Source organism: Sphingobium indicum B90A (genome assembly GCF_000264945.2).
GTDB lineage: Bacteria > Pseudomonadota > Alphaproteobacteria > Sphingomonadales > Sphingomonadaceae > Sphingobium > Sphingobium indicum.
Genome location: NZ_CP013071.1, coordinates 66,879 through 87,614, shown reverse-complemented (window position 1 = coordinate 87,614; position 20,736 = coordinate 66,879). Strand labels below are relative to the sequence as shown.

17 protein-coding genes are annotated in these 20,736 nt (G+C 68.4%); 10 read left to right on the top strand and 7 right to left on the bottom strand.

Going from position 1 to position 20,736, the window contains the following annotated elements:
• The first annotated feature begins 16 nt into the window (after positions 1-16).
• Together SIDU_RS18055 and SIDU_RS18050 are read left to right on the top strand one after the other, a co-directional pair.
• On the top strand, positions 17-718 hold the full coding sequence (locus tag SIDU_RS18055) for an ABC transporter ATP-binding protein (protein WP_025771473.1): 702 nt from the start codon (positions 17-19) through the stop codon (positions 716-718).
• Positions 715-3,237, top strand: coding sequence for an ABC transporter permease (locus SIDU_RS18050; RefSeq protein WP_007688153.1), 2,523 nt, complete (start codon positions 715-717; stop codon positions 3,235-3,237). The genes SIDU_RS18055 and SIDU_RS18050 overlap by 4 nt, the downstream gene beginning before the upstream one ends.
• A gap of 59 nt (positions 3,238-3,296) precedes the next feature.
• Here the strand turns inward: SIDU_RS18050 and SIDU_RS18045 are convergent, their stop codons facing one another.
• The 7 genes from SIDU_RS18045 to SIDU_RS18015 form a co-directional block, all read right to left on the bottom strand.
• Positions 3,297-5,024 carry an ATP-binding protein gene (locus tag SIDU_RS18045; RefSeq protein ID WP_007688151.1) on the bottom strand — a complete coding sequence of 576 codons (1,728 nt, stop codon included), beginning with the start codon at positions 5,022-5,024 and terminating at the stop codon, positions 3,297-3,299.
• Positions 5,021-5,599, bottom strand: coding sequence for a YfiR family protein (locus SIDU_RS18040; protein ID WP_020818353.1), 579 nt, complete (start codon positions 5,597-5,599; stop codon positions 5,021-5,023). The genes SIDU_RS18045 and SIDU_RS18040 overlap by 4 nt, the downstream gene beginning before the upstream one ends.
• A complete protein-coding gene (locus SIDU_RS18035) occupies positions 5,587-7,497 on the bottom strand; it encodes a TonB-dependent receptor plug domain-containing protein (protein ID WP_007688148.1) in 1,911 nt (636 codons plus the stop codon). Before SIDU_RS18035 ends, SIDU_RS18040 begins: the two co-directional genes overlap by 13 nt.
• A 172-nt stretch (positions 7,498-7,669) precedes the next feature.
• Positions 7,670-9,682 (bottom strand): hybrid sensor histidine kinase/response regulator, encoded by a 2,013-nt coding sequence (locus SIDU_RS18030; RefSeq protein ID WP_007688146.1) that lies wholly within the window; start codon positions 9,680-9,682, stop codon positions 7,670-7,672.
• On the bottom strand, positions 9,679-11,169 hold the full coding sequence (locus SIDU_RS18025; RefSeq protein ID WP_007688144.1) for an ATPase domain-containing protein: 1,491 nt from the start codon (positions 11,167-11,169) through the stop codon (positions 9,679-9,681). The genes SIDU_RS18030 and SIDU_RS18025 overlap by 4 nt, the downstream gene beginning before the upstream one ends.
• A gap of 105 nt (positions 11,170-11,274) precedes the next feature.
• Entirely contained in the window at positions 11,275-11,472 is a 198-nt protein-coding gene (locus SIDU_RS18020) for a hypothetical protein (RefSeq protein WP_007688142.1), read from the bottom strand.
• 56 nt (positions 11,473-11,528) lie between these two features.
• Positions 11,529-12,239: a Crp/Fnr family transcriptional regulator gene (locus SIDU_RS18015; protein ID WP_007688140.1), complete on the bottom strand. Its 711-nt coding sequence runs from the start codon at positions 12,237-12,239 to the stop codon at positions 11,529-11,531.
• A gap of 104 nt (positions 12,240-12,343) precedes the next feature.
• Here SIDU_RS18015 and SIDU_RS18010 point away from each other — a divergent pair, with 104 nt between their 5' ends.
• The 8 genes from SIDU_RS18010 to SIDU_RS17975 all read left to right on the top strand — a co-directional run bounded on the left by SIDU_RS18010 (position 12,344) and on the right by SIDU_RS17975 (position 20,700).
• Positions 12,344-12,823: a pyridoxamine 5'-phosphate oxidase family protein gene (locus tag SIDU_RS18010; RefSeq protein WP_025771470.1), complete on the top strand. Its 480-nt coding sequence runs from the start codon at positions 12,344-12,346 to the stop codon at positions 12,821-12,823.
• A 280-nt stretch (positions 12,824-13,103) separates the two neighbouring features.
• On the top strand, positions 13,104-13,769 hold the full coding sequence (locus tag SIDU_RS18005) for an HAD-IA family hydrolase (RefSeq protein ID WP_007688136.1): 666 nt from the start codon (positions 13,104-13,106) through the stop codon (positions 13,767-13,769).
• 105 nt (positions 13,770-13,874) lie between these two features.
• A complete protein-coding gene (locus tag SIDU_RS18000) occupies positions 13,875-14,600 on the top strand; it encodes a GntR family transcriptional regulator (RefSeq protein ID WP_007688134.1) in 726 nt (241 codons plus the stop codon).
• 223 nt (positions 14,601-14,823) lie between these two features.
• The gene (locus tag SIDU_RS17995; protein ID WP_007688132.1) at positions 14,824-16,194 is read left to right on the top strand and encodes an amidohydrolase family protein; all 1,371 of its coding nucleotides are present in this window, start codon (positions 14,824-14,826) and stop codon (positions 16,192-16,194) included.
• Complete coding sequence (locus tag SIDU_RS17990; RefSeq protein WP_025160724.1) at positions 16,191-17,525, top strand: MFS transporter; 1,335 nt, start codon at positions 16,191-16,193, stop codon at positions 17,523-17,525. Before SIDU_RS17995 ends, SIDU_RS17990 begins: the two co-directional genes overlap by 4 nt.
• 39 nt (positions 17,526-17,564) lie before the next feature.
• Positions 17,565-17,963, top strand: coding sequence for a c-type cytochrome (locus tag SIDU_RS17985; protein WP_007688128.1), 399 nt, complete (start codon positions 17,565-17,567; stop codon positions 17,961-17,963).
• Positions 17,960-19,195, top strand: a complete 1,236-nt coding sequence (locus SIDU_RS17980; protein ID WP_007688126.1) for an iron-containing alcohol dehydrogenase — start codon at positions 17,960-17,962, stop codon at positions 19,193-19,195. Before SIDU_RS17985 ends, SIDU_RS17980 begins: the two co-directional genes overlap by 4 nt.
• 20 nt (positions 19,196-19,215) lie before the next feature.
• Entirely contained in the window at positions 19,216-20,700 is a 1,485-nt protein-coding gene (locus SIDU_RS17975; RefSeq protein ID WP_007688125.1) for an NAD-dependent succinate-semialdehyde dehydrogenase, read from the top strand.
• Positions 20,701-20,736: the final 36 nt, after the last annotated feature.

Below are 20,736 nucleotides of genomic sequence, written 5' to 3'. Positions count from 1 at the left end.
GGGGTTCCTTTCGCCGATGCACGGTTCGTCCTCCCTTGCCCATATTGCGATTGAAGCGCGCAATGTCACCCTTTCGCTCGGCACCCGCGAAGCGCCGACGCAGATATTGAGGGGCGTCGACCTTTCCATCCCGAAGGGCGAGAGCCTGGCGATCCTGGGTCCGTCGGGGTCGGGCAAATCGTCGCTGATGGCGATATTGTCGGGGCTGGAGCGCGCCAGCGGCGGCGACGTGCGGGTCGCCGGGATCGATTATGGGCCGCTGGACGAGGATGCGCTGGCGCGGGCGAGGCGCGGGCGCGTGGGCATCATATTGCAGAGCTTCCACCTGCTGCCGACCATGACGGCGGTGGAGAATGTCGCCGTGCCGCTGGAACTGGCGGGCTTTGCCGACGCCTTCGCCCGCGCCGCGGACGAACTGGCGGCGGTGGGGCTGGGGCACCGGCTGCACCATTATCCGGCGCAGCTTTCGGGGGGCGAGCAGCAGCGCGCGGCCATCGCCCGCGCTGTCGCGCCGGGGCCGGACATCCTCTTCGCCGACGAGCCGACGGGCAATCTGGACGGGGCGACCAGCGGGTCCATCGTCGAACTGCTGTTCGCCCGGCGGGCCGCGAACGGCGCGACATTGGTGATCATCACCCATGATCCCAGCCTCGCGGCGCGGTGCGACCGCATCGTGGAGATGCGCGACGGGTCGATCGTCGCGGATCGCAGGCCGTGAAGGCGCTGGGTTGGCGCGGCTGCTGGCGGATCGCCCGGCGCGACCTGCATCGCGGTTTCCGGGGGTTGCGGCTGCTGTTCATCTGCCTGTTCCTGGGCGTGGCGACGCTGGCGACCATCGGCGGCCTGACCGCCGCGATCACCGGAGAGATCGCCAGCAAGGGACAGGTGCTGCTGGGCGGCGATGTCGAGGTGGCGATGTCGCAGCGCGAGGCGGGCGCGGCGGAGAAGGCGGCCTTCCGGCGCGAGGGCGCGCTGAGCGAGACGATCCGATTGCGGGCGATGGCGCAGCGGGTGGGGCAGGGCGCTGGCAATGGCCCGTCCGCCGTGCTGACCGAACTCAAGGGCGTGGACGGGGCCTATCCGCTTTATGGCGCGCTGGTGCTGAAAGGCGGGCGGGCCGGGCCGATGCGCGCCGATGAGCTGGTCATCGGACAGGCGCTGGCGGACCGGCTGGACGTGAAGCCGGGCGATGGCCTGCGCTATGGCGCGGCGACCTTCCGCATCCGCGACATCATCGCGGAGGAGCCGGACCGGGTGGGGGAGGGCTTCACCCTGGGGCCGGTCGCGCTCACCTCCATGGAGGGTATCAGGCGCAGCGGCCTGATCCAGCCGGGCAGCCTGTATGAGAGCAAATATCGCATCCGCCTGGGCGCGGGCAGGGATGCCGGGGCGGCGGGGGACCGGCTGAAGCGCGCCTTCCCCTCTGCCGGTTTCGAAATCAAGGACCGCGACGGCGCGGCGCCGGGGACCAGCCGTTTCCTGGAGCGGATGGGGCAATTCCTGTCGCTGATCGGTCTCGCGGCGCTCGCCATAGCGGGGATCGGGGTCAGCAACGGGGTAGCCTCCTATCTGGCGATCAAGCGCAACGGCATTGCGACGCTGAAGATATTGGGCGCTTCCTCTGCCGACATCGCCCGCATCTATCTGATGCAGATCGGCGCGGTGGCCGTGCTGGCCATCGGTTGCGGGCTGGCGGCGGGGGTCGTGCTGCCGCTGGGTCTGGTGACGGCGATGCGGGACATATTGCCGGTGCAGCCCGGTTTCGCCATCGCGCCCTGGCCGCTGGTCACGAGCGCGCTCTACGGCCTGCTGATCGCCTTCATCTTCACGGTGCCGCCATTGGCGCGGGCGCGGACCCTGCCCGCCGCCGCCCTGTTCCGCGAGACGGTGGACCGGCGGCGCGGCGTCGACCGGGCGAGCATGATCGCCGTGGGGGCGGCGGGGGCGGCTGCGCTGGGACTGGCGCTGGGCACGGCGCGGGAGCCGTGGTTCGCGGCGGCGATGCTGGGCGCGGTCGCGGCGATGCTGGCGCTGCTGACCGGGATCGGGCTGCTCGTCCGGCATGGGGCGCGGCGGGCGCCCGCGCCGCGTCGTCCTTTGGCGCGGTTGGCGGTGGCCAATCTGCACCGGCCGGGCGCGCAGACTTCGGCGCTGGTGGTGGCGCTGGGGCTGGGGCTGACCCTGTTCGTGACGCTGGCGGCGATCCAGTCGAGCCTCAGCGCCGAAATCCGCAACACCGTGCCCCGGACCGCGCCGGACCAGTTCGTGTTGGACATTCCCATCGCCGCCAAAGACCGATTCCTTGCCCTCGTCGGACAAGAGGCGCCGGGGGCGAAGGTCAATATGGCGCCGACCCTGCGCGGCACCATCGTCGCCTATGGCGGGCAGCGGGTGGCGGACCTGAAGCAATTGCCCGAAGGGGCGTGGTTCCTGCGCGGGGAGCGGGGCGTCACCTATAGCGACGCGCTGCCCGAAGGATCGGAACTGGTGAAGGGGCGGTGGTGGCCCCGCGACTATGCCGGGCCGCCGCTGGTCTCGCTCGACCGGGAGGCGGCGGAGGTGATGGGCGTCGGCGTCGGCGACATGCTGACCGTGTCGGTGCTGGGGCGGGAGATGGAGGCGCGCATCGCATCGCTGCGGCAGGTGAATTGGGAGACGATGGGGTTCAACTACATCATGGTCTTTTCCCCCAACACGCTGCGCGGCGCGCCGCACAGCCTGTCCGCGACGATCACGATGAAGGGCGCGTCGGAAGGGGCGATGGCGCGGACGCTGCTGGCGGCCTTCCCCTCCATATCGATCATAGCGGTGGGGGATGTGGTGGCGCAGGTCACGGTGCTGCTGGGGCAGATGTCGACCGCCATCGTGCTGGCGGGGTCGGTCGCGATCCTGGCGGGGATCGCCGTCCTGATCGGCGCCATCGCGGCGTCGCGGCAGGCGCGGGCCTATGACAGCGTGATATTGAAGACGCTGGGCGCGACCCGCTGGCAGATATTGGGGGCGCAGGGGATCGAATATGCGCTGCTGGCCGGGGTGCTGGCGCTGGTGGCGCTGGGGCTGGGGCTGGCGGCGGGGTGGTTCGTGATCGTGCGGATATTCGAATTCCACTGGGCGCCGGACTGGCTGCTGGTGCTGTCGACGCTGGGCGCGGGGGCGGTGCTGACGCTGGGGATCGGGTTGCTGGGGTCGATCCCGCTGATGTCGGTGCGGCCCGCGCGGGCGCTGCGGGCGCTCTGAGCCTTGGCTTGGGTCGTGTTCCTGCCTGCGCAGGAACAAGGTTCAAATGACGACAAGCTCTATGCCCTGTGCCCGCCGGCGCGGTCCAGCGCAGCCATCAGGTGGACGGACAGATCCTGTATCGTGAAGGGCTTGGCCAGCAGCGGGACACCCTCCTTCGCGGCGGAGGCCGCCGCCGCGCTGTAGCCCGTCATCAGCATCGTGCCCAGATGCGGCCAGTGCGTCCGGACCCGGAGCGCCAGTTCCATGCCGCCGACCTCGCCCGGCATGATCATGTCGGACAGGATCAGGGAGAAATCGTCCGCCCGCTCCAGCCGGCGCAGCGCCGCGTCGCCATTGTCGACCCGCTCCATCTCATAGCCCAGCGTCGTCAGCATGCCGCCCACCGTGTCGGCCACCGTGTCGTCATCCTCGACCAGCAGGATGCGCTGCTTGCCGGAGGCGCCGACCGGCTCGACCGGCCCGTCGCCCGGCCGGGGGGCGAGCAGGGATCGCGGCAGCAGCAGGGTGATGGTCGTCCCCCGGTCGACGATGCTGTCGACCAGCACCTCCCCGCCGGAAGCGCGCGCGAAGCCGTAGACCTGGCTGAGCCCAAGGCCCGTGCCCTGTCCCACCGCCTTGGTCGTGTAGAAGGGTTCGAATATCTTGTTGAGCAGTTCAGGCGCGATGCCCTCTCCGCTGTCCGTCACCGCGATCTGCACCCGGTCGGGCAGGCCGCCATGGCCCGGACGGTTCGCGCCCTCTATGACGATGGCGCCGCCCTTGCGCATGGCGTCGCGGGCGTTGAGGGCGATGTTGAGGATCGCCACCTCTAGTTCCGACGCGTCGACCTCCACCGGCCAGAGGTCGGCGGGAAGATGCATGGCCACCTCTATGCTTTCGCCCAGCGATCGTTCGAGCAGCGCGTCCATGCCCCTGATCCGCTCCCGCAGGTCGACGACTTCGGGATTGAGCGGGGTGCGGCGGGAAAAGGCGAGCAGTTGCCGCGTCAGCTTCGCGCCCCGGTCCAGCGCCTGGCGTATTCCGGCGCGCAGCTTCTCTAGCCTGGCGGCGTCCTGGGTGCGTTCCATGAGGTCGAGGCCGCCGGAAGCGACCATCAGCAGATTGTTGAAGTCATGCGCGACGCCGCCGGTCAACTGGCCCATCGCCTCCATCTTCTGCGACTGGCGCAGCGCCTCTTCGGCCTGCTGGCGGCTGGCGATCTCCGCCTGCAAGGCCTGATGCGCGCGGCGCAGCGACGAATAGGAGGCGGCGAGCATCACGATCAGCACCGCCGCCGCGATGACGATGACCGCGATGCCCAGATAGCGGGTCAGGCGGCGCGACAGGCTGTCCATGGTCGATTGCAGATAGACGGAGCCAAGCTGCGTGCCGCCCTGCTTCACCGGGACCGTGACGGCAAGGCCCGACGGCGGCGAATCCCGGCCCGCCTCCGCCGCCAGCCTGGGCAGCCGGGCGGGAGGGCGCGCGAAGCCGGCGGCGAAGGCGCCCTTGCCGTCATAGGCGGCGACCGCGACGATCTGCGGATCGGCCTTCAGCGCGTTCAGATATTCCTGGAGCGCGACATCGTCCTCGAACGCCAGCGGCGCGGCGATCCCGTTGGCCAGCACCTGCGCCTGGACCGTCGTCTGCCGCAGCTTTTCGACCCGGCCGAGCTGTTCGAGCTGGATGGCGGCGGCTAGCCCCGCGGCGAGCAGCAGGAAGGCGATCAGGACCGCGGACAGGGGCGTCGCCATCTGCCCGACGACCTTGCCCAGGCTGAGCCTGCCTTGGGTCGCCGGCTTCATTTCCGGTCCACCGCGATGGCAAGGCCCAGCAATTTGGAACTGATCTTGAGGCCGTTGGCGCGGGCCGCCTTGTCGTCGATCTGGAACCGCACCCGCCCGTTCCGCCGCACGAATTCGATCATCGCGCCGCTGGGACCGGCGCCCTTGTCCGCGACCGTCAGCACCGGCTGGCCGCCCGTGGTCGCGAAGGGCGCATAGCCGGGGTCGGCCGAGCGGCCGGCGAACAGGATGTGGCAGCCGGCCGGACCCGCCTCGCCGCCGGTCCGCCGCACCACCACCGGGCGGCCGACCATCTTCTGCCCGCGCACCACATCGTTGAGCATGGCGCCGAACGGATCCTCCCCAACCACGCAGATCACGAAATTCCTTTCCGTCCCTGAAAATGCCGCCGGGGGCCATTCCACGAAGGGCGCGAACTTGAACAGGAAATTCGCCTGGATCGCGCGTTCCAGCGCGGCGGGCGAATTGGCCGGCACCGGCGCCGGAACGAGGAGCGCGACCGCCGCGAGACAGGACAGCGCGGCCCGGCGTCCTCGTTGCCCGCGCCTGCCGCGCCAGGGGCTCAGATCGTCCATTTGAGCGCCACGAACACGCTGCGGCGAAGCGGCGTCGCCTGCGAGGCGGGAAGCTCCCGGTGGCGGCGGTGCAGCAGGTTGAAGCCCGACACCGACAATTCGGCGCGCTCGTCGAACTGCCAGCCCAGCCTTGCGCCCAGTTCCACATAGCCCGGCACATGCGGGTCGGGCAGGGCGGACACGTAGCGCAGGTCGAAATCGACATTCACCTCCGGCCCGATGTCCATGGAGGAGCGCAGCGTGGCGCGGTGCCTGGGATCGTTGCCGACCTGCGACACGCCGATCAGGGGGACAGAATCCGGCTTGAAGCGGAACTTCTGGATCAGCAGGCTGTAGCCGGGCTTGAGCCGCCACCAGCTTGCCAGCCGGATGTCGGCCCAGGCATCGAAGCCATAGCTGTCGCCCTTTATCCCATTGCCCCAGCGCAGCGGCAGGAACCCGCCCGGCGCCGGCTCCACTGTCCGCAGGTCGTCATAGACATTGTAGAAGGCGGAGACCGAAAGCGACGCGCGGGGCGAGAGCATCAGCCGCGTGCCCAGTTCGAAGGCGGTCAGCTTTTCGGAGCGGAAGCCGGGAAGGGCGGTCAGGAAGACGGTGCCCCCGATGGATTCGACCACATCCTCGTCAAAGGGGGTGGGCGAACGGACGGCGCGGGAAACCGCGCCCCACAGCAGGGTTTCGGGGTCGGGCTTCCAGGACAGGCGAACACTGGGCAGGAAGGTGAGGTCCATATAGCTGCGCCGCTCCAGCTTGGCCCCGACCGTGGCCGTGACGGACGGCGTCAGGGCGATGCTGTCCTGCGCGAACAGATTGCCGACGAAAAGGTTTCGCCGGTCGGGCACGAAGTCCAGGCCGGGAATGTTGCGGATCACATAGCGGCTGAGGCGCGCGCCGCCGCCCCAGACGATGTTGTGGCCGGAGCCGAGCGCGAAGCTGTGCTGCCCCTCCACGTCGAAGGTGTCGAGCGCGAAGCGGCCGCCGTCATTCTCGATCTTGCGGGCGCTGTGGTCGTAATAGGCCTGGAGCTGGAGCGTGGCCCCGGACGCCGCGCCATGGCGCCAGCGGGCAAGCAGGTCGTAGCCGTGCAGGCTCTCGTCCGGCGCGGCCCCCTGCGAGCGGGAACCGTAATAGCCGTCCCCCTGCACCATCAGCGCGTCGTCGGGCGTCGCGTTCCAGTCGAAGCGGAAGCCGCCCTGGGTCCGGCGATTGCCGTCGTCCGCGTCGTTCGCGCTCTCGAAATTCTCGTGCCGCTTCACGAACAGGCGGTAGCTGGCGTTGCCGCCGGCATGGCCGCCATAGCGCAGCCCCAGGTCATAGGTGCTGTTGCCGACCACGCCCGTGCCGTACAGGCCCTGGGAGGCCCCCGCGTCGCGGGTGATGATGTTGATCACGCCGTTGACCGCGTTGGACCCCCACAGCGTGGCGCCGGGGCCGGAAATCACCTCTATGCGGTCGACATCCTCCGGCAAAACGTCCTGCATGTCCCAATAGACGCCGGAATAGAGCGGCGAATAGATGCTGCGGCCGTCGATCAGCACCAGCAGCTTGTTGGAGAAACTTTGCGCGGCGTCATTGCCGCCCATCCCCCGGGCGGCAATGACCGTATTGTTGGGGCCGCCGCGCATGACCTGCAGATTGGGCGCGAGCCGGAGAATGCCCGGCAGCGTCAGCGTGCCCGAACGGACGATGTCGTCATGGGTGATGACGTAGATCGACGCCGGGGAATCGGCCAGCGACGCCGTCGACCGGGTGACGGAGGTGACGTCCAGCTTCGACAGGGCGGCGATCGGCATGTCGCGCAATTCTTCCAGGCTCTGCGCCTGGGCGGCGGTGCAGCATAGGGATAGAAGGCCCACGGCCACTCCGCCGAACGCCGCGCCGCCAAAAGCCCATGCCATTCCCATTATCCCCCCGCGCTGCCCATTGCGCTTGCCCCCGACGCGAGGCCCGAGGCGATGATCCCCCGCGCGCCGCGGAGTCGTTACGCAGCCGCGCCGGAAAAGTTCCACGCCAACCCCCGCAATTCCTTGCGCAATCCGCCTGGAACGCGCCGCCGGAGCCATCCCGCCGTCACAGCGCGGCAAGGCTCTTGGCCAAATCGATCTGCTTGAAAGGCTTGGTCAGTCGCGGCAGTTCCGCCGAAATCCCGGCATTTTCGGCATAGCCCGAAATCAGCAGCGCCCGGATCGCCGGCTTGAGCACCCGTGCCTGCTCGATCAGGTCGGTGCCGGTCGTGCCCGGCATCAGATGATCGGTGACCAGCACGTCGATGTCCGGCTCGGCCTTCATGATCGCCAGCGCATGTTCGGCGGAACTGGCCTCCAGCACGTCATATCCCAGTTCGCGCAGCATATGCACGGTGCTGGCGCGCACCAGTTCCTCATCGTCCACCACCAGCGCCATGCCATGGTCCAGCTTCACGGGCGCGGTGTCCGGCCCGGCCGCGTCCCTTCCGGCCTCGATCTCGCTGGTCGGCAGCCAGAGGCTGATCGTCGTGCCCTGGCCCACGGCGCTTTCGATGGTGAGGCCCCCGCCCAGTTGCGCGGCCAGGCCGTGCACCATCGACAGGCCAAGGCCGGTCCCCTGGCCCACGCCCTTGGTTGTGAAGAAGGGTTCTATCGCCTTTTCGGCGGTCTGCTGGTCCATGCCGATGCCGGTGTCGGCCACCGACAGGCGGACATAGCGTCCCTCCCGCAGGCGCAGCCGGTTGTCGGCCGCCATGCTGTCGCATGTCACGCCGATGCGAAGCTGTCCGCCATCCGGCATGGCGTCGCGCGCATTCACCGCCAGGTTCAGCAACGCCATTTCGATCTGGTTGGCGTCGGCATGGGCGGCCGGCAGGCCTTCCGCCACCGCCAGTTCGACCTGCACCCGCGGGCCGGACGTGCTGACGATCAGGTCGCGCATGTCCCGCACCAGCCCGCCTATGTCGATGGCGGTGGGTTGCAGCGGTTGCCGCCGCGCGAAGGCGAGCAGCCTTTGCACCAGCATCTTCGCCCGGTCGGCGGATTGCAGCGCGCCCTCGATCAGCCGCCGCTCCCGATCCGTGCCCAGGCCGCGGCGGTGGAGCAGGTCGAGGCTGCCGACGATCGGCGTCAGCAGGTTGTTGAAATCATGGGCGACGCCGCCGGTCAACTGGCCCATGGACTCCAGCTTCTGCGACTGGCGCAGCGCCTCCTGCGCCAGTTCCAGTTCATGCGACCGCTGCTGCACGCGTTCCTCCAGCGTCTCGTTGAGCGCGCGCAGCCGCTCCTCGCTCCGGCGCAGCGCCGCCTCCATGCGGCGGCGTTCGGTGATGTCGTTCAACAGCACGGCGACCTGGGGCGCTTTGGGATCGCCCACGCGAAAGGCGTAGACATCGTACCAATAGCCGCCCAGCGCCTCTGCCGCGTCCTCGAAGCGGACGGCCTCGCCGGTGCGGGCCACCTGGCCGTAAATGTCGAACCAATGCTGTTCATGCCCCGGCACCAGCGATCGCATGCTCTTTCCCACCGCGTCGCTGAGGCCGGTATGGCGCGCGAAGGCGGGATTGGTTTCGATGAAGCGATAGTCGACCGGCTTCCCCGCATCGTCGAAGATCATCTCTATGATGCAGAAGCCCGCCTCGATCGAATCGAACAGGGATCGATATTTCTCCGCGCCGCGATGCAGTTCCTCCAGCCTTGCGCGGGCGTCATATTGCCGGCGGCGGCCGCGCAGCGCCGACCGTGCGAGGCTGATCAGCGTGGTGGGGTGGAAGGGCCGCTCCAGGAAATTGACGTTGCCCAGCATCTCCAGATAGCGGGACGCCGACGGGTTGCGCTCCAGCCCGCCGCCGCGCCGGGTCAGCAGGATGAAGGGGAAGTCCGACCATTCCGGCTGGTTCTGCAGCCAGCCGACCAGGGGATGCAGATCGCGATTGTGCAGCGCCTCCTCCGTCACCAGCGCGAAGCCGGCGCCATGGTCGATGCCGCCCAGCAGGTCGGGAAGATCCCGGCAGACATGCGAGCGCAATCCCGCCTCCGCCAGCATCGACGCCGCGATCTCCGCATCGCGCCCGATCGGAGCGAGAATGAGCGCCCGTTCGGACAGGTGCGGGATCACGCCTCCTCGTCTTCCAGCAGCGCGGGCGCGCCGCCGACGAAATGCGGCACGCCGCGCAGCACGCCCTGGAAGCCGATCAGCGGTTCGCCCAGGCGGATGCCGTAGGAACCGATGCGGAACTCCCGGATCGTGTCCTCATGCGATCCGGTGCGCTTCTTGATGATCGACATGGCGCGGCGCACCCGGCCCAGCGCCTCGAAATAGCGCAGCAGGATGACCGTGTCGGCCAGATAGGTGACGTCGACCGGCGTCTTCATGTCGCCCACCAGTCCATGCTGCGCGACGGTGAGGAAGGTGGTGGCCCCCTGCCGGTTCAGATATTGCAGCAGTTCATGCATGTGCAGGACCAGCGCATTCTCCTCCGGCATGGCGGACTGATAGCCGTTCAGGCTGTCGATGACGACGGTTCTCACGCCATGCCGTTCCACGCAGTTGCGCACCCGCTGGGAAAATTCGCCGGGGGACAGTTCGGCCGCGTCCACCTGCTCGACGATCAGATCGCCGCTGTCGGCCATCGCCCGCATGTCGATGCCCAGGCCCAGGGCGCGGTTGAAAAGCAGGCCCATCTCCTCGTCGAAGACGAACATCGCCGCCTTTTCCCCGCGCGCGACCGCCGCCGTGACGAAGGTGAGGGCGAGCAGCGACTTGCCCGTGCCCGCCGGGCCCAGCACGAGCACGCTCGAACCGCGCTCTATCCCCCCGCCCAGCAGGGCGTCGAGTTCGGTGGACTCGCTTTTCAGCACGTCGCGCTGGAAATCGGTCTTGTGTTCGGCCGACACCAGCCGGGGGAAGACGCGGACGCCGCCCCTTTCGATGACGAAATCGTGGAAGCCGCCGCGAAAATGCCGGCCGCGATATTTGATGACGCGCATCCGGCGGCGCTCCGGGCCGTAGTCGAGCGACAGCTCCTCCAGCCGGATGACGCCATGGGCGACGCTGTGCACCGTCTTGTCCGCGACCTCGGCCGTCAGGTCGTCCAGCATCAGCACGGTCGCATTCTGTTTCGAGAAGAAATGCTTGAGCGCCAGGATCTGGCGGCGGTAGCGCAGGGAGCTTTGCGCCAGCAGGCGGATTTCCGACAGGCTGTCCAGCACCACCCGGTCCGGCCGGACCCGTTCGAACGCGTCGAAGATGCGGCGGGTGGTCTCGCCCAGTTCCAGGTCGGACGAATAGAGCAGGCTTTGCTGCTGCTGCTCGTCCAGCAGGCTTTCGGGAGGGACCAGTTCGAACAGGTCCACCCCCTCCAGCGTCCAGCCGTGCGACGCGGCGCTTTCGCGCATCTCTTCCTCGGTTTCGGACAGGGTGATGTAGAGGCAGCGTTCGCCGCGCCGCGCGCCCTCGATCAGGAACTGCGTCGCTATGGTGGTCTTGCCCGTGCCCGGACTGCCTTCCAGCAGGAACACGCGGCCGCGGGTCAGCCCGCCGGAAAGAATGTCGTCCAGGCCATCCACGCCCGCCAGGGCCTGTTTGGTCGAATAGGTCTCCACGTCACCTCCCTTTCAGAGCAGGAGCATCGGCGATTACCACGAGAAGCGGCGGCCCTGAATGCGTCGCAGATTGATTTCGATCAAGTCCCGCCGGTCCGATGCGGCTCATGGGCCGGGCGCGCCCCGCGCGCTATCGTCGATCTGTTGCCGCGCCTCCGCCGCGGCGCGGATCAGTTCGTTCCCCGTCTCTTCCGCCGCATCGGGCGTCATGCTGATGGCGACGCCGTCGGGACCGTCCAGCATCACCTGTCCTTCCTCGGCATAGGCCTTGCCGGATTCATCGAAAACGCCGTCTCGGGGCATGGATTCTCCTCTTCCGTTCGGGTGCAAAGGACGCTTTGCGGGCGGATGCGGTTCCCTCAGCCGCCGATGAACAGATAGGACGGGTCGTAATCGCACAGCCGCCGCAGCGCGGCGAGGTCGAAGATGGTGACCCGCCCGCGCTGGACCTGGAGCAGTTCCCGTTCGCGGAGTTCCCGCAGCATGCGGTTGATGTGCACCGACGTCATGCCGCAGGCCTCGCCCAGGTCCGCCTGGGTCAGCGGCAGCGCGAACCGGCTGCCGTCGCTCAGCCCCACGGCGCGCAGCTTCGCCTCGATCTCGCAGAAGAAATGCGCGATCCGCGCCATGGCGTCCAATCGGCCAAGGCGGAATATCCATTCCCGGTGCATGGCCGCGTCCAGCAGCGTGCTGAACCACAGCAGCTTCGTCAGATTGGGCCGCTGCGCCAGCAGGCCGTCCAGCGCCTCATGCGGGACCATGGCGATCCGGGAGGCGCATAGGGTCGCGACATCATGGTCCAGCCGCCCCAGCGGATAGCCGTGCAGGTCGACGAAATCGCCGGGGACGTGGACGGCGACGAGCTGGCGCAGGCCGTTGCGGTCGTCCATGTAGCGGCAGATGAACCCTTCCATCAGATAGGTGCTGTACGCGATCGGCTCGCCCGCCTGGGCGATAAGCTGGCGCGCATGGGTCTTGCGCACTTGGCTGACGCTGGCCTCCAGCGCCGCGAGATCGCGGTCCGACAGTTGCTCGCGGCGACGGTTGCGGAGGAAATCGGCGAAGATCATGGGTGGACAACGCCTGGACGGCCGATCGGCTTCATCCCGTCGAGCATGGCGGACCCTTCGCGCCTGCCGTTCGTATAGCCGGTTCCATAAATCAGGAGACGATCATGACCGATGCGCGAAAGCTGAAGGACCATCTGTGGGATCGGATGGCCGACAGCCCCTTCATGATGCTGGGCCTGACGGGCAGCGGACAGCACAGCGAGCCGCTCACCGTCCAATTGGACGAGGACCAGGTGGACAGGCTGTGGTTCTTCATCGGCAAGGACAACCGCCTGGCCGGCGGCGGCGCTGCGATGGGGCAGTTCGTTTCCAAGGGGCACGACTTCTTCGCCTGCTTCGCGGGCCAAGCGCGCATCGACAATGATCCCGCGATGATCGACAAGCTGTGGTCGACCACGGTCGAAGCCTGGTTCCCCGGCGGCAAGTCGGACCCCAATCTGGCCCTGTTGCGCTTCGACATCGACGAGGCGGAATTGTGGGAGGCGGACGTGTCCCTGACCGGCAAGCTGAAGATGCTGTTCGGCGGCAAGATCCGCCCGGCCGAGGAAGGCAGCCACGCCAGGGTGGAGACGACGGCGAAGTGACCCGCCAGTCCGGCGGCGCGCCGGCGGATCGAAACGGACGTGCGTTTCGATCCGTCCCCGTGTAGGAGGCGTGGTGCGGGCCCCGACCCGCCCCTAGGCTGTATCGACATTCAGCCCTGGCGGCCTGCAAATGGTTGAAGCGAGTCACGTGCCTCGCTTCAATCCCGTGCTTCCGGTGCTCACCTACTTTGAGTAGGCTGCGCGCCGGGTCACGGAAAACCACCATTTTCGGCTCGCCATCTTCTGAATGTCGATACAGCCTGAAGGCCTTTTCGCAGGGATGACGACGCTGATGGAACACAGGTCCGTGGATGCTGTGCTGCTGGACATGGACGGCACGATCCTGAATTCGATCAAGGCGGCGGAACGCGTCTGGGGTGAATGGGCGCTGCGCCATGGGCTGGATGTCGACGCCTTCCTGCCGACCGTCCATGGCGTTCAGTCGGTGGAGACGATCAGGCGGCTGGGGCTGCCCGGCGTCGATCCGGTGGCGGAGGCGGCGCTCGTCACCCAGGCGGAGATCGACGCGGTCGAGGGGATAGAGGCCATTGAGGGCGCGGCGGCGTTCCTGGCCGCGCTGGCCGATTGCCGCTGGGCCGTCGTCACCTCCGCCCCGCGCCGGCTTGCCCAGCGCCGCATCCGGGCGGCGGGCCTGCCCGCACCGCCGCTGCTGATCGCGGCGGAGGATGTGGAACGCGGCAAGCCCGCGCCGGACTGCTTCCATCTGGCGGCCGAGCGCCTGGGGACGAGGGCGGACCGTTGCCTGGTGATCGAGGATTCGGTCGCCGGCATCATGGCGGCGGAACGCGCCGGCGCGAGCATCCTGGTCGTCGCCGCGACCCACCACCGGCCGATGGAGACGCGCCATCCCGTCATCATCGACTATCGCGGCCTGGGCGCGACGCCGGATTCCGGCGGGGCCGTGCGCATCGGGCCGATGGGCTGAGACCGTGACGATTTCCCTCGCGCCGCCCTGCCTTTGCAAGAACGCCATCGCCATTGCGACGAAAATATCCTATATGTTCCGTATCCGACCCTATAAGCGGCGATCATGTCCGACCTGCACAATATGTCACAGCCTGCCAGTGCCATCGGTCCCACAGCGCGCGCCGCTTCCGGCCCGACGCTGGTGGAGCGCGCCTATGAGCATCTTCTCTCCATGCTGATGACGGTGAAGATCGCGCCGGGCGAACGCATCCCCATCGATACCGTGGCGCGGCAGCTCGGCATTTCGCAGACCCCGATTCGCGAGGCGCTGAGCCAGTTGGAGGCGGAGAAGCTGGTCTACAAGACCACCAATGTCGGCTACCGCGCCAGCCCGCAGATGACGCCGGAGGAGGTGCATGACCTCTACACGCTGCGCCTGCTGATCGAACCCTATGCCGCCGCCCGCGCCGCCGAGCAGATGGACGACGAGACGCTCTCCATCCTCCAGTCGATCCAGGCGGACATGGACGCGGTCGTCGAGCGCGACGAGCAGGCCTATGCCCGCTTCGCGGAGGCGGACGCGCTGCTCCATCGGCTGATCGCCAAGGGCAGCGGCAACCGCCTGATCGAGGAGACGATCGAGCGGCTGCACGCGCATCTCCAGATCTTCCGATCGCTCTACCAGAACAGCGCCCAGCCCAATGCGCCCGAAGTGGCGGCGCGGGAGCATCAGGCGATCATCGCCGCCCTGCTGGCGCACGATCCCGTCGCGGCGGAGCAGTCGGTGCGCGACCATCTGACCTGTTCTCAGCAGCGGATGGACCGGGCGAACGGCACCTCGCCCCGCTGACGGCCATGGCCGCCTGAAGCGCGAACCCGCCGGCCGGGGACGGGCGGGCCATGGCGGTCGCGTCCTTGGCACCGGCTTTCGGAATGATGCGCGGCGCGGGCCGCCCGACCGTTCGACAAGGTGGGAAAGGCCCTTGACGCGCCTGCGGCAACCACTTACCACGGGCTTACCAGATCATATAGGATATGAAATAGGTCTGGAGAGGATGGATATGCGGTCAGCCATGAAAGCCGGTTTTTCACTTGTCAGCCTGACGGTCGCGATGCTCGCCGGACTTCCGGCGACGGCGATGGCCGAAACCAGGGTGCTGCGCGACTTCACGCTGATCGACGGCACCGGAAAGGCGCCCGCGGCGAACCAGGCGCTGGTCATGACGGACGGGCGGATCAAATGGGTCGGGCCGGTCGCGAAGCTCAAGGCGCCGGCGGGCGCGAAGGTCGAAAGGCTGAAGGGCAAATATCTGATGCCCGGCCTGATCGACAGCCATGTCCATCTGGGGCTGGTCGACGGCATCACCCAGAACCTGCAATATCAGACGCCGGAAAATATCGAGAAGCAGCTCCGCACCTACGCCGCCTACGGCGTCACCACCGTCCAGACGCTGGGGACGGAAAAGGACATGATCTTCCCGATCCAGCAGCGGCGCAAGGGCCGCGCGGCGATGTCGCGGGTCTATACCGTGGGGCAGGGCGTGGTCTTCAAGGGCAGCTATGGCGGTGTCGCCGGCCTCGACCAGTCGGTCGCCACGCCCGAAGAGGCGCGGGCGATGGTGGACAGGGAGGCGGCCAAGGGCGCCGACCTCATCAAGCTGTGGGTCGACGACGAATTCGGCATGCTGGAGGAACGCATGCCGCCCCCGATCAGCAGCGCCGTGATCGACCAGGCGCACAAGGACGGGAAGAAGGCGGTCGCGCATATCTTCTATTATTCCAACGCCGCCGAACTGACGCGGGAAGGCGTGGACGCCTTCGCCCATTCCGTGCGCGACCGCGCCGTTGACGACGCGCTGCTGGGCCAGATGAAGGCCAGGAGCGTGTGGCAGATGGCCGCGACGCTGAGCCGCGAGGCGTCCTTCACCTACAAGACGCTGCCCTTCCTGGACGATCCCTTCTTCGCGCGGGGGGTGACGCCCGCCGTGCTGAAGGAACTGGCCAGTCCGGAGCGGGCGGCGAAGCTGGGCGCGGCGCCCAATTTCCCCAAATATGCGCCCACCCTGCAATATGCGATGGACAATTTCGCGGCGGAGGCGAAGGCGGGCATCCGATATGGCATGGGCACGGACAGCGGCCCGACGGCGCGCTTCCCCGGCTATTTCGCGCATTGGGAACTGGAACTGATGGTGAAGGCCGGTGTGACGCCGATGCAGGCGATCACCGCGGCGACCAGCGCCAATGCGGAATTCATGGGGGCCAGGGACATCGGCACGGTCGCGCCGGGCAAATGGGCCGACCTGCTGGTGCTGGACCGCGATCCCACGGCGGACATCCGCAACACCCGCGCCATCGACGCCGTCTATATCGCCGGCAACAAGGTGCCGACCATCTGGCAGACCTGCACCGGCCGCGCCGCCGATGCCTGCGGACCCCGCCCGTGACCGGCGAGGCAAGCGTCGCGGAACCGCGCGCCGCCGCCGCCGGAGCCGGCGCGGCGCGCCCGACGCGGGCGCGCCATGTCGTCCTGTGGCTGACGGTGCTGGCCTATCTCATCACCTATATGGACCGCGTCGTGATCGCCACGGCGGCCCCGGTGATCGAGAAGGAATATGGCTTCTCGCCCGTGACGATGGGCTGGATCTTCGCGTCCTTCTCCATCGCCTATGCGCTGTTCCAGATACCCGGCGGCTGGCTGGGCGACAGGTTCGGGCCGCGCCGGGCGCTGACGGGCGTGGTGCTCTGGTGGTCGACCTTCACCGCCGCCACGGCGCTGACCTGGTCGGCCGGGTCGATGATGGTGTGCCGCTTCCTCTTCGGCATGGGGGAGGCGGGGGCATTTCCCATCGCCACCCGGTCCTTGTCGCGCTGGATGCTGCCGTCGGAACGCGGCTGGGCGCAGGGCGTCACCCATGCGGGAGCGCGGCTGGGCGGGGCGGTGACGCCGGTGTTCGTCGCGCTGCTGATCGTCCAGTTCGGCTGGCGCATGCCCTTCATGGCCTTCGCGCTGATCGGCATCGGCTGGGCGGCCCTGTGGTTTTGGTACTATCGCGACACGCCGCGCGAGCATCCGGCGGTCAACGGCGCCGAACTGGCGATGATCGAGGGCGCGCTGGGCGCGGGCCGGGCGCGGGTGAGCGTGCCGTGGCGGCACCTGCTGGCCAATTCGCAGCTCTGGGTGCTGTCGGCCATGTATTTCTGCTACGCCTATTGCATCAACATCTTCCTGACCTGGTTCCCCAAATATCTGCACGATGCGCGGGGGTTCGACATCGCGTTGATGGGCCTGTTCGCCAGCCTGCCGCTGATGGCGGGGGTGGTGGGCGACCTGATGGGCGGATGGGCGTCGGACCTGCTGGTGAAGCGCGGCGCGGGGCTGAAGATGGCGCGCCGCTCGGTCGCCGTGGTCGGCTTCCTGACGGCGGCCGCGATGATCCCGCTGGCCGCCGCCATGGACGGGCATGTGGCCAGCATCCTGTGCTTCTGCATCGCGCTGTTCGGGCTGGAGCTGACGGTCGGCGTGTCCTGGGCTGTGACGCTCGACATCGGCGGCGAATATGCGGGGTCGGTGTCGGCGGTCATGAACACGCTGGGCAACAGCGGCGCGGCGGTCGCGGCGGCGGTCACCGGCTATATCGTCAGCATGAGCGGCTGGTTCGCCGCCTTTGCGGTTCTTTCCGTCCTCTGCCTGATCGCGGCGGCGCTGTTCCTGCGCATCGACGCCTCGCGCAGGCTGGAAGACGGGCAGGGGGCGCGGGCCCCGGAAGAAATCTGAACATCGCGCGCATGGCGCGCACGACAGGAGGTTGCTTAGGTGAAGACTTGGATATTCGCTGCGGGCATCGGCGCGGTGATCGCCGGCGCGGCGGTCGCCGCCCCCGCGCCGAAGGGAAATGCCGCGCATGGGCAGCAGCTTTTCGCGCGCTGCGCCGCCTGCCACAAGGTCGGGCCGAACCCGGCGCGCGCCATGGGGCCGTCGCTGAACGGCGTCGTCGGCCGGGCGGCGGGCAGCCAAGGCGGCTATGGCTATTCGCCCGCGATGAAGGCGTCGGGCATCAAATGGGACGAGACCAGCATCGACAAGCTGCTGCAAGGCCCGTCGAAGCTGGTCCCCGGCACGAAGATGATCTTCCCCGGCATGGCCGCCGCGCAGGATCGCGCCGACATCATCGCCTATCTGAAACAATTTGGCGCGGATGGTAGGAAGAAGTGAGCGACGTCCATACCGCCTTCGGCGCGCTGCGCCTGCCCCGTTCCGTCCTGTTCGGGCGCGGGCAGCGCCACGCGCTCGGCTCCGCCGCCGGCAAGCTGGGCAGCCGCGCCCTGCTCTGCACCGATGAGCGGCAGGCCGCCCAGCCCGAATTCCACGCCATGGTCGCGGACCTGAAAGCCCATGGGCTGGAGGTCCGGGTCTTCGACCGGACGATCCCCGACCTGCCGATCGGATCGATCAATGCCTGCGTCGACGAAGTGCGCGGCTTCGCCCCCGATCTGGTCGTCGGCATCGGCGGCGGCAGTTCGATGGACATGGCCAAGGTCGTCGCCGTGCTGCTGACCCATGGCGGCGACATCCGGTCCTATTATGGCGAATTCGCCGTGCCCGGCCCGGTCATGCCGCTGATCGCCATGCCGACGACGGCGGGCACCGGATCGGAAGTGACGCCGGTCGCGGTGGTGTCCGACGACGAGCGCGGGGTGAAGGTCGGCATCGCCAGCCCGCATCTGATCCCGCTGGTCGCGATCTGCGATCCGGAACTGACCGCCACCTGCCCGCCCGCCCTGACCGCCTGTTCCGGCGCCGACGCGCTGACCCATGCGGTGGAGGCCTATACGACGCTGGCGCGCCCGGCCGACCCGATGCTGACGCAGGATCATGTGTTCGTGGGCAAGAACCTGTTGTCGGACCATTTCGCCCGGCTGGCGGTCGACAACATCTTCCGCTTCCTGGAGCGGGCCTATCGCGACGGCGGCGACATGGAGGCGCGCGAGGGGCTGATGCTGGCGGCGCTGGCGGCGGGCTGCGCCTTCGGCACGGCGGGCACGGCGGCGGCGCATGCGCTGCAATATCCGGTCGGCAACCTGACGCACACCGCGCATGGCGACGGGGTGGCGACGCTGCTGCCCTATGTCATGCAGTTCAACCGTCCCTTCTGCGCCCCGGCCTTCGCCGAACTGGCGCGGACGGTGGGACTGCCCGACGCGGCGGAGGAGGACATGTCTCAGGCGTTCATCGATGCCGTCGCCGACCTGCTGGGCAGCGTCGACATCCCCCGCTCCCTGGCGGCGCTGGGGCTGAAGGCGGAGCAGCAGGACTTCGTGGCGGAAAACGCCCTGAACGCCGCCAGGCTGGTCAAGAACAATCCCCGTCCCCTCGATCTCCCGGCGATGCAGAGCATCACCCGCGCCGCCTTTGCCGGCGAGCGGGCGGCGCTCAAGTCAGCCTGACTTCTCGAACAAGGTTTCCCATGACGACGCAAAGCTATAGCTGCACGACGACCGACGGCCATGCCGGCCCCTTCGCCATTCCGACCGACCTGCTGATCGGGGAGGCGTGGGTGCCCGCCGCCAGCGGCAGGCGCATCGACATCCTCAACCCCGCGACGGAGACGGTGCTGACCTCCGTCGCCGACGCCAGTCCGGCCGAGGGCATCGCCGCCGTGGACGCCGCCGCCGCGGCCGCCGCGGACTGGGCCGCGACCCCGCCGCGCAGGCGCGCCGACATATTGCTCGCCTGCTTCCATGCGATGATGGCGGAGCAGGAATGGCTGGCGCAGCTCATATCGCTGGAAAATGGCAAGGCGCTGCCCGATGCGCGGGGGGAGGTGGCCTATGCCGCCGAATTCTTCCGCTGGTATGCGGAGGAAGCGGTGCGCATCAACGGGGAACTGGCCGTCTCGCCGTCCGGCGCCAACCGCATCATGGTGCAATATCAGCCCATCGGCATCGCCCTGCTGATCACGCCCTGGAACTTCCCGGCGGCGATGGCGACGCGCAAGATCGCCCCGGCGCTGGCGGCGGGCTGCACCTGCATCCTGAAACCGGCCGAGGAAACGCCGCTGACGGCGCTCGCCGTGGCGGAGATCATGCGCCGGGCGGGCGTGCCGGCGGGCGTGGTCAATGTCGTCAACAGCAGCGATCCGGGCCCGCTGTGCAGCGGCATCCTGCACGACCCGCGCGTGCGCAAGCTGTCCTTCACCGGATCGACCGAGGTCGGCCGCATCCTGTTGCGCCAGGCGGCGGACCAGGTCATCAGCTCGTCCATGGAACTGGGCGGCAACGCGCCGTTCCTGGTGCTGGACGATGCCGACATCGACGAGGCGATCGAGGGCGCGATGGTCGCCAAGATGCGCAATGCGGGGGAGGCGTGCACGGCGGCCAACCGCTTCTACGTCCAGCGCGGCATCCATGACGCCTTCGTCGCGAAGCTGGCGGAGCGCATGGGCGCGATGAAGATGGGCCCCGGCACGGAAAGCGCGACCCAGTGCGGCGCGATGATCAACCGGCAGGCGATCGACAAGATCGAGCATCTGGTGGCGGACGCGGTCGGCCGCGGCGCGGAGGTCAGGCTGGGCGGCAGGACGCCGGAGGGCGCGGGCTTCTTCTACCCGCCCTCGGTGATCGCGAACGTCCAGCCGGGGTCGGAGATATTGACGACGGAGGTGTTCGGCCCGGTCGCGGCGGTGATCCCGTTCGACGATCCGGCGGAGGCGGTGGCGCTGGCCAATGCGACCGAATATGGCCTGGCCGCCTATGTCTATACCGCCGACCTCAAGCGCGGGCTGCAACTGGCGGAGCGGATCGAGGCGGGCATGGTGGCGGTCAATCGCGGCCTGGTGTCGGACGCCGCCGCGCCCTTCGGCGGCGTCAAGCAGAGCGGCCTGGGGCGCGAGGGCGGGCATCACGGCCTGCTGGAATATTGCGAAGCCAAATATATCGCGGTGAGCTGGTAAGCCGCAGCCGGGAAAGAGAGAGGGAAGGGGCCTAAA

Bases quoted from the DNA above. Each gene is read 5' to 3' on its own strand.
- SIDU_RS18055 (WP_025771473.1), top strand. From the start codon at position 17: ATGCACGGTTCGTCCTCCCTTGCCCATATTGCGATTGAAGCGCGCAAT.
- SIDU_RS18045 (WP_007688151.1), bottom strand. From the start codon at position 5,024: ATGAAGCCGGCGACCCAAGGCAGGCTCAGCCTGGGCAAGGTCGTCGGG.
- SIDU_RS18040 (WP_020818353.1), bottom strand. From the start codon at position 5,599: ATGGACGATCTGAGCCCCTGGCGCGGCAGGCGCGGGCAACGAGGACGC.
- SIDU_RS18035 (WP_007688148.1), bottom strand. From the start codon at position 7,497: ATGGCATGGGCTTTTGGCGGCGCGGCGTTCGGCGGAGTGGCCGTGGGC.
- SIDU_RS18020 (WP_007688142.1), bottom strand. From the start codon at position 11,472: ATGCCCCGAGACGGCGTTTTCGATGAATCCGGCAAGGCCTATGCCGAG.
- SIDU_RS18015 (WP_007688140.1), bottom strand. From the start codon at position 12,239: ATGATCTTCGCCGATTTCCTCCGCAACCGTCGCCGCGAGCAACTGTCG.
- SIDU_RS18010 (WP_025771470.1), top strand. From the start codon at position 12,344: ATGACCGATGCGCGAAAGCTGAAGGACCATCTGTGGGATCGGATGGCC.
- SIDU_RS18005 (WP_007688136.1), top strand. From the start codon at position 13,104: ATGACGACGCTGATGGAACACAGGTCCGTGGATGCTGTGCTGCTGGAC.
- SIDU_RS18000 (WP_007688134.1), top strand. From the start codon at position 13,875: ATGTCCGACCTGCACAATATGTCACAGCCTGCCAGTGCCATCGGTCCC.
- SIDU_RS17995 (WP_007688132.1), top strand. From the start codon at position 14,824: ATGAAAGCCGGTTTTTCACTTGTCAGCCTGACGGTCGCGATGCTCGCC.
- SIDU_RS17975 (WP_007688125.1), top strand. From the start codon at position 19,216: ATGACGACGCAAAGCTATAGCTGCACGACGACCGACGGCCATGCCGGC.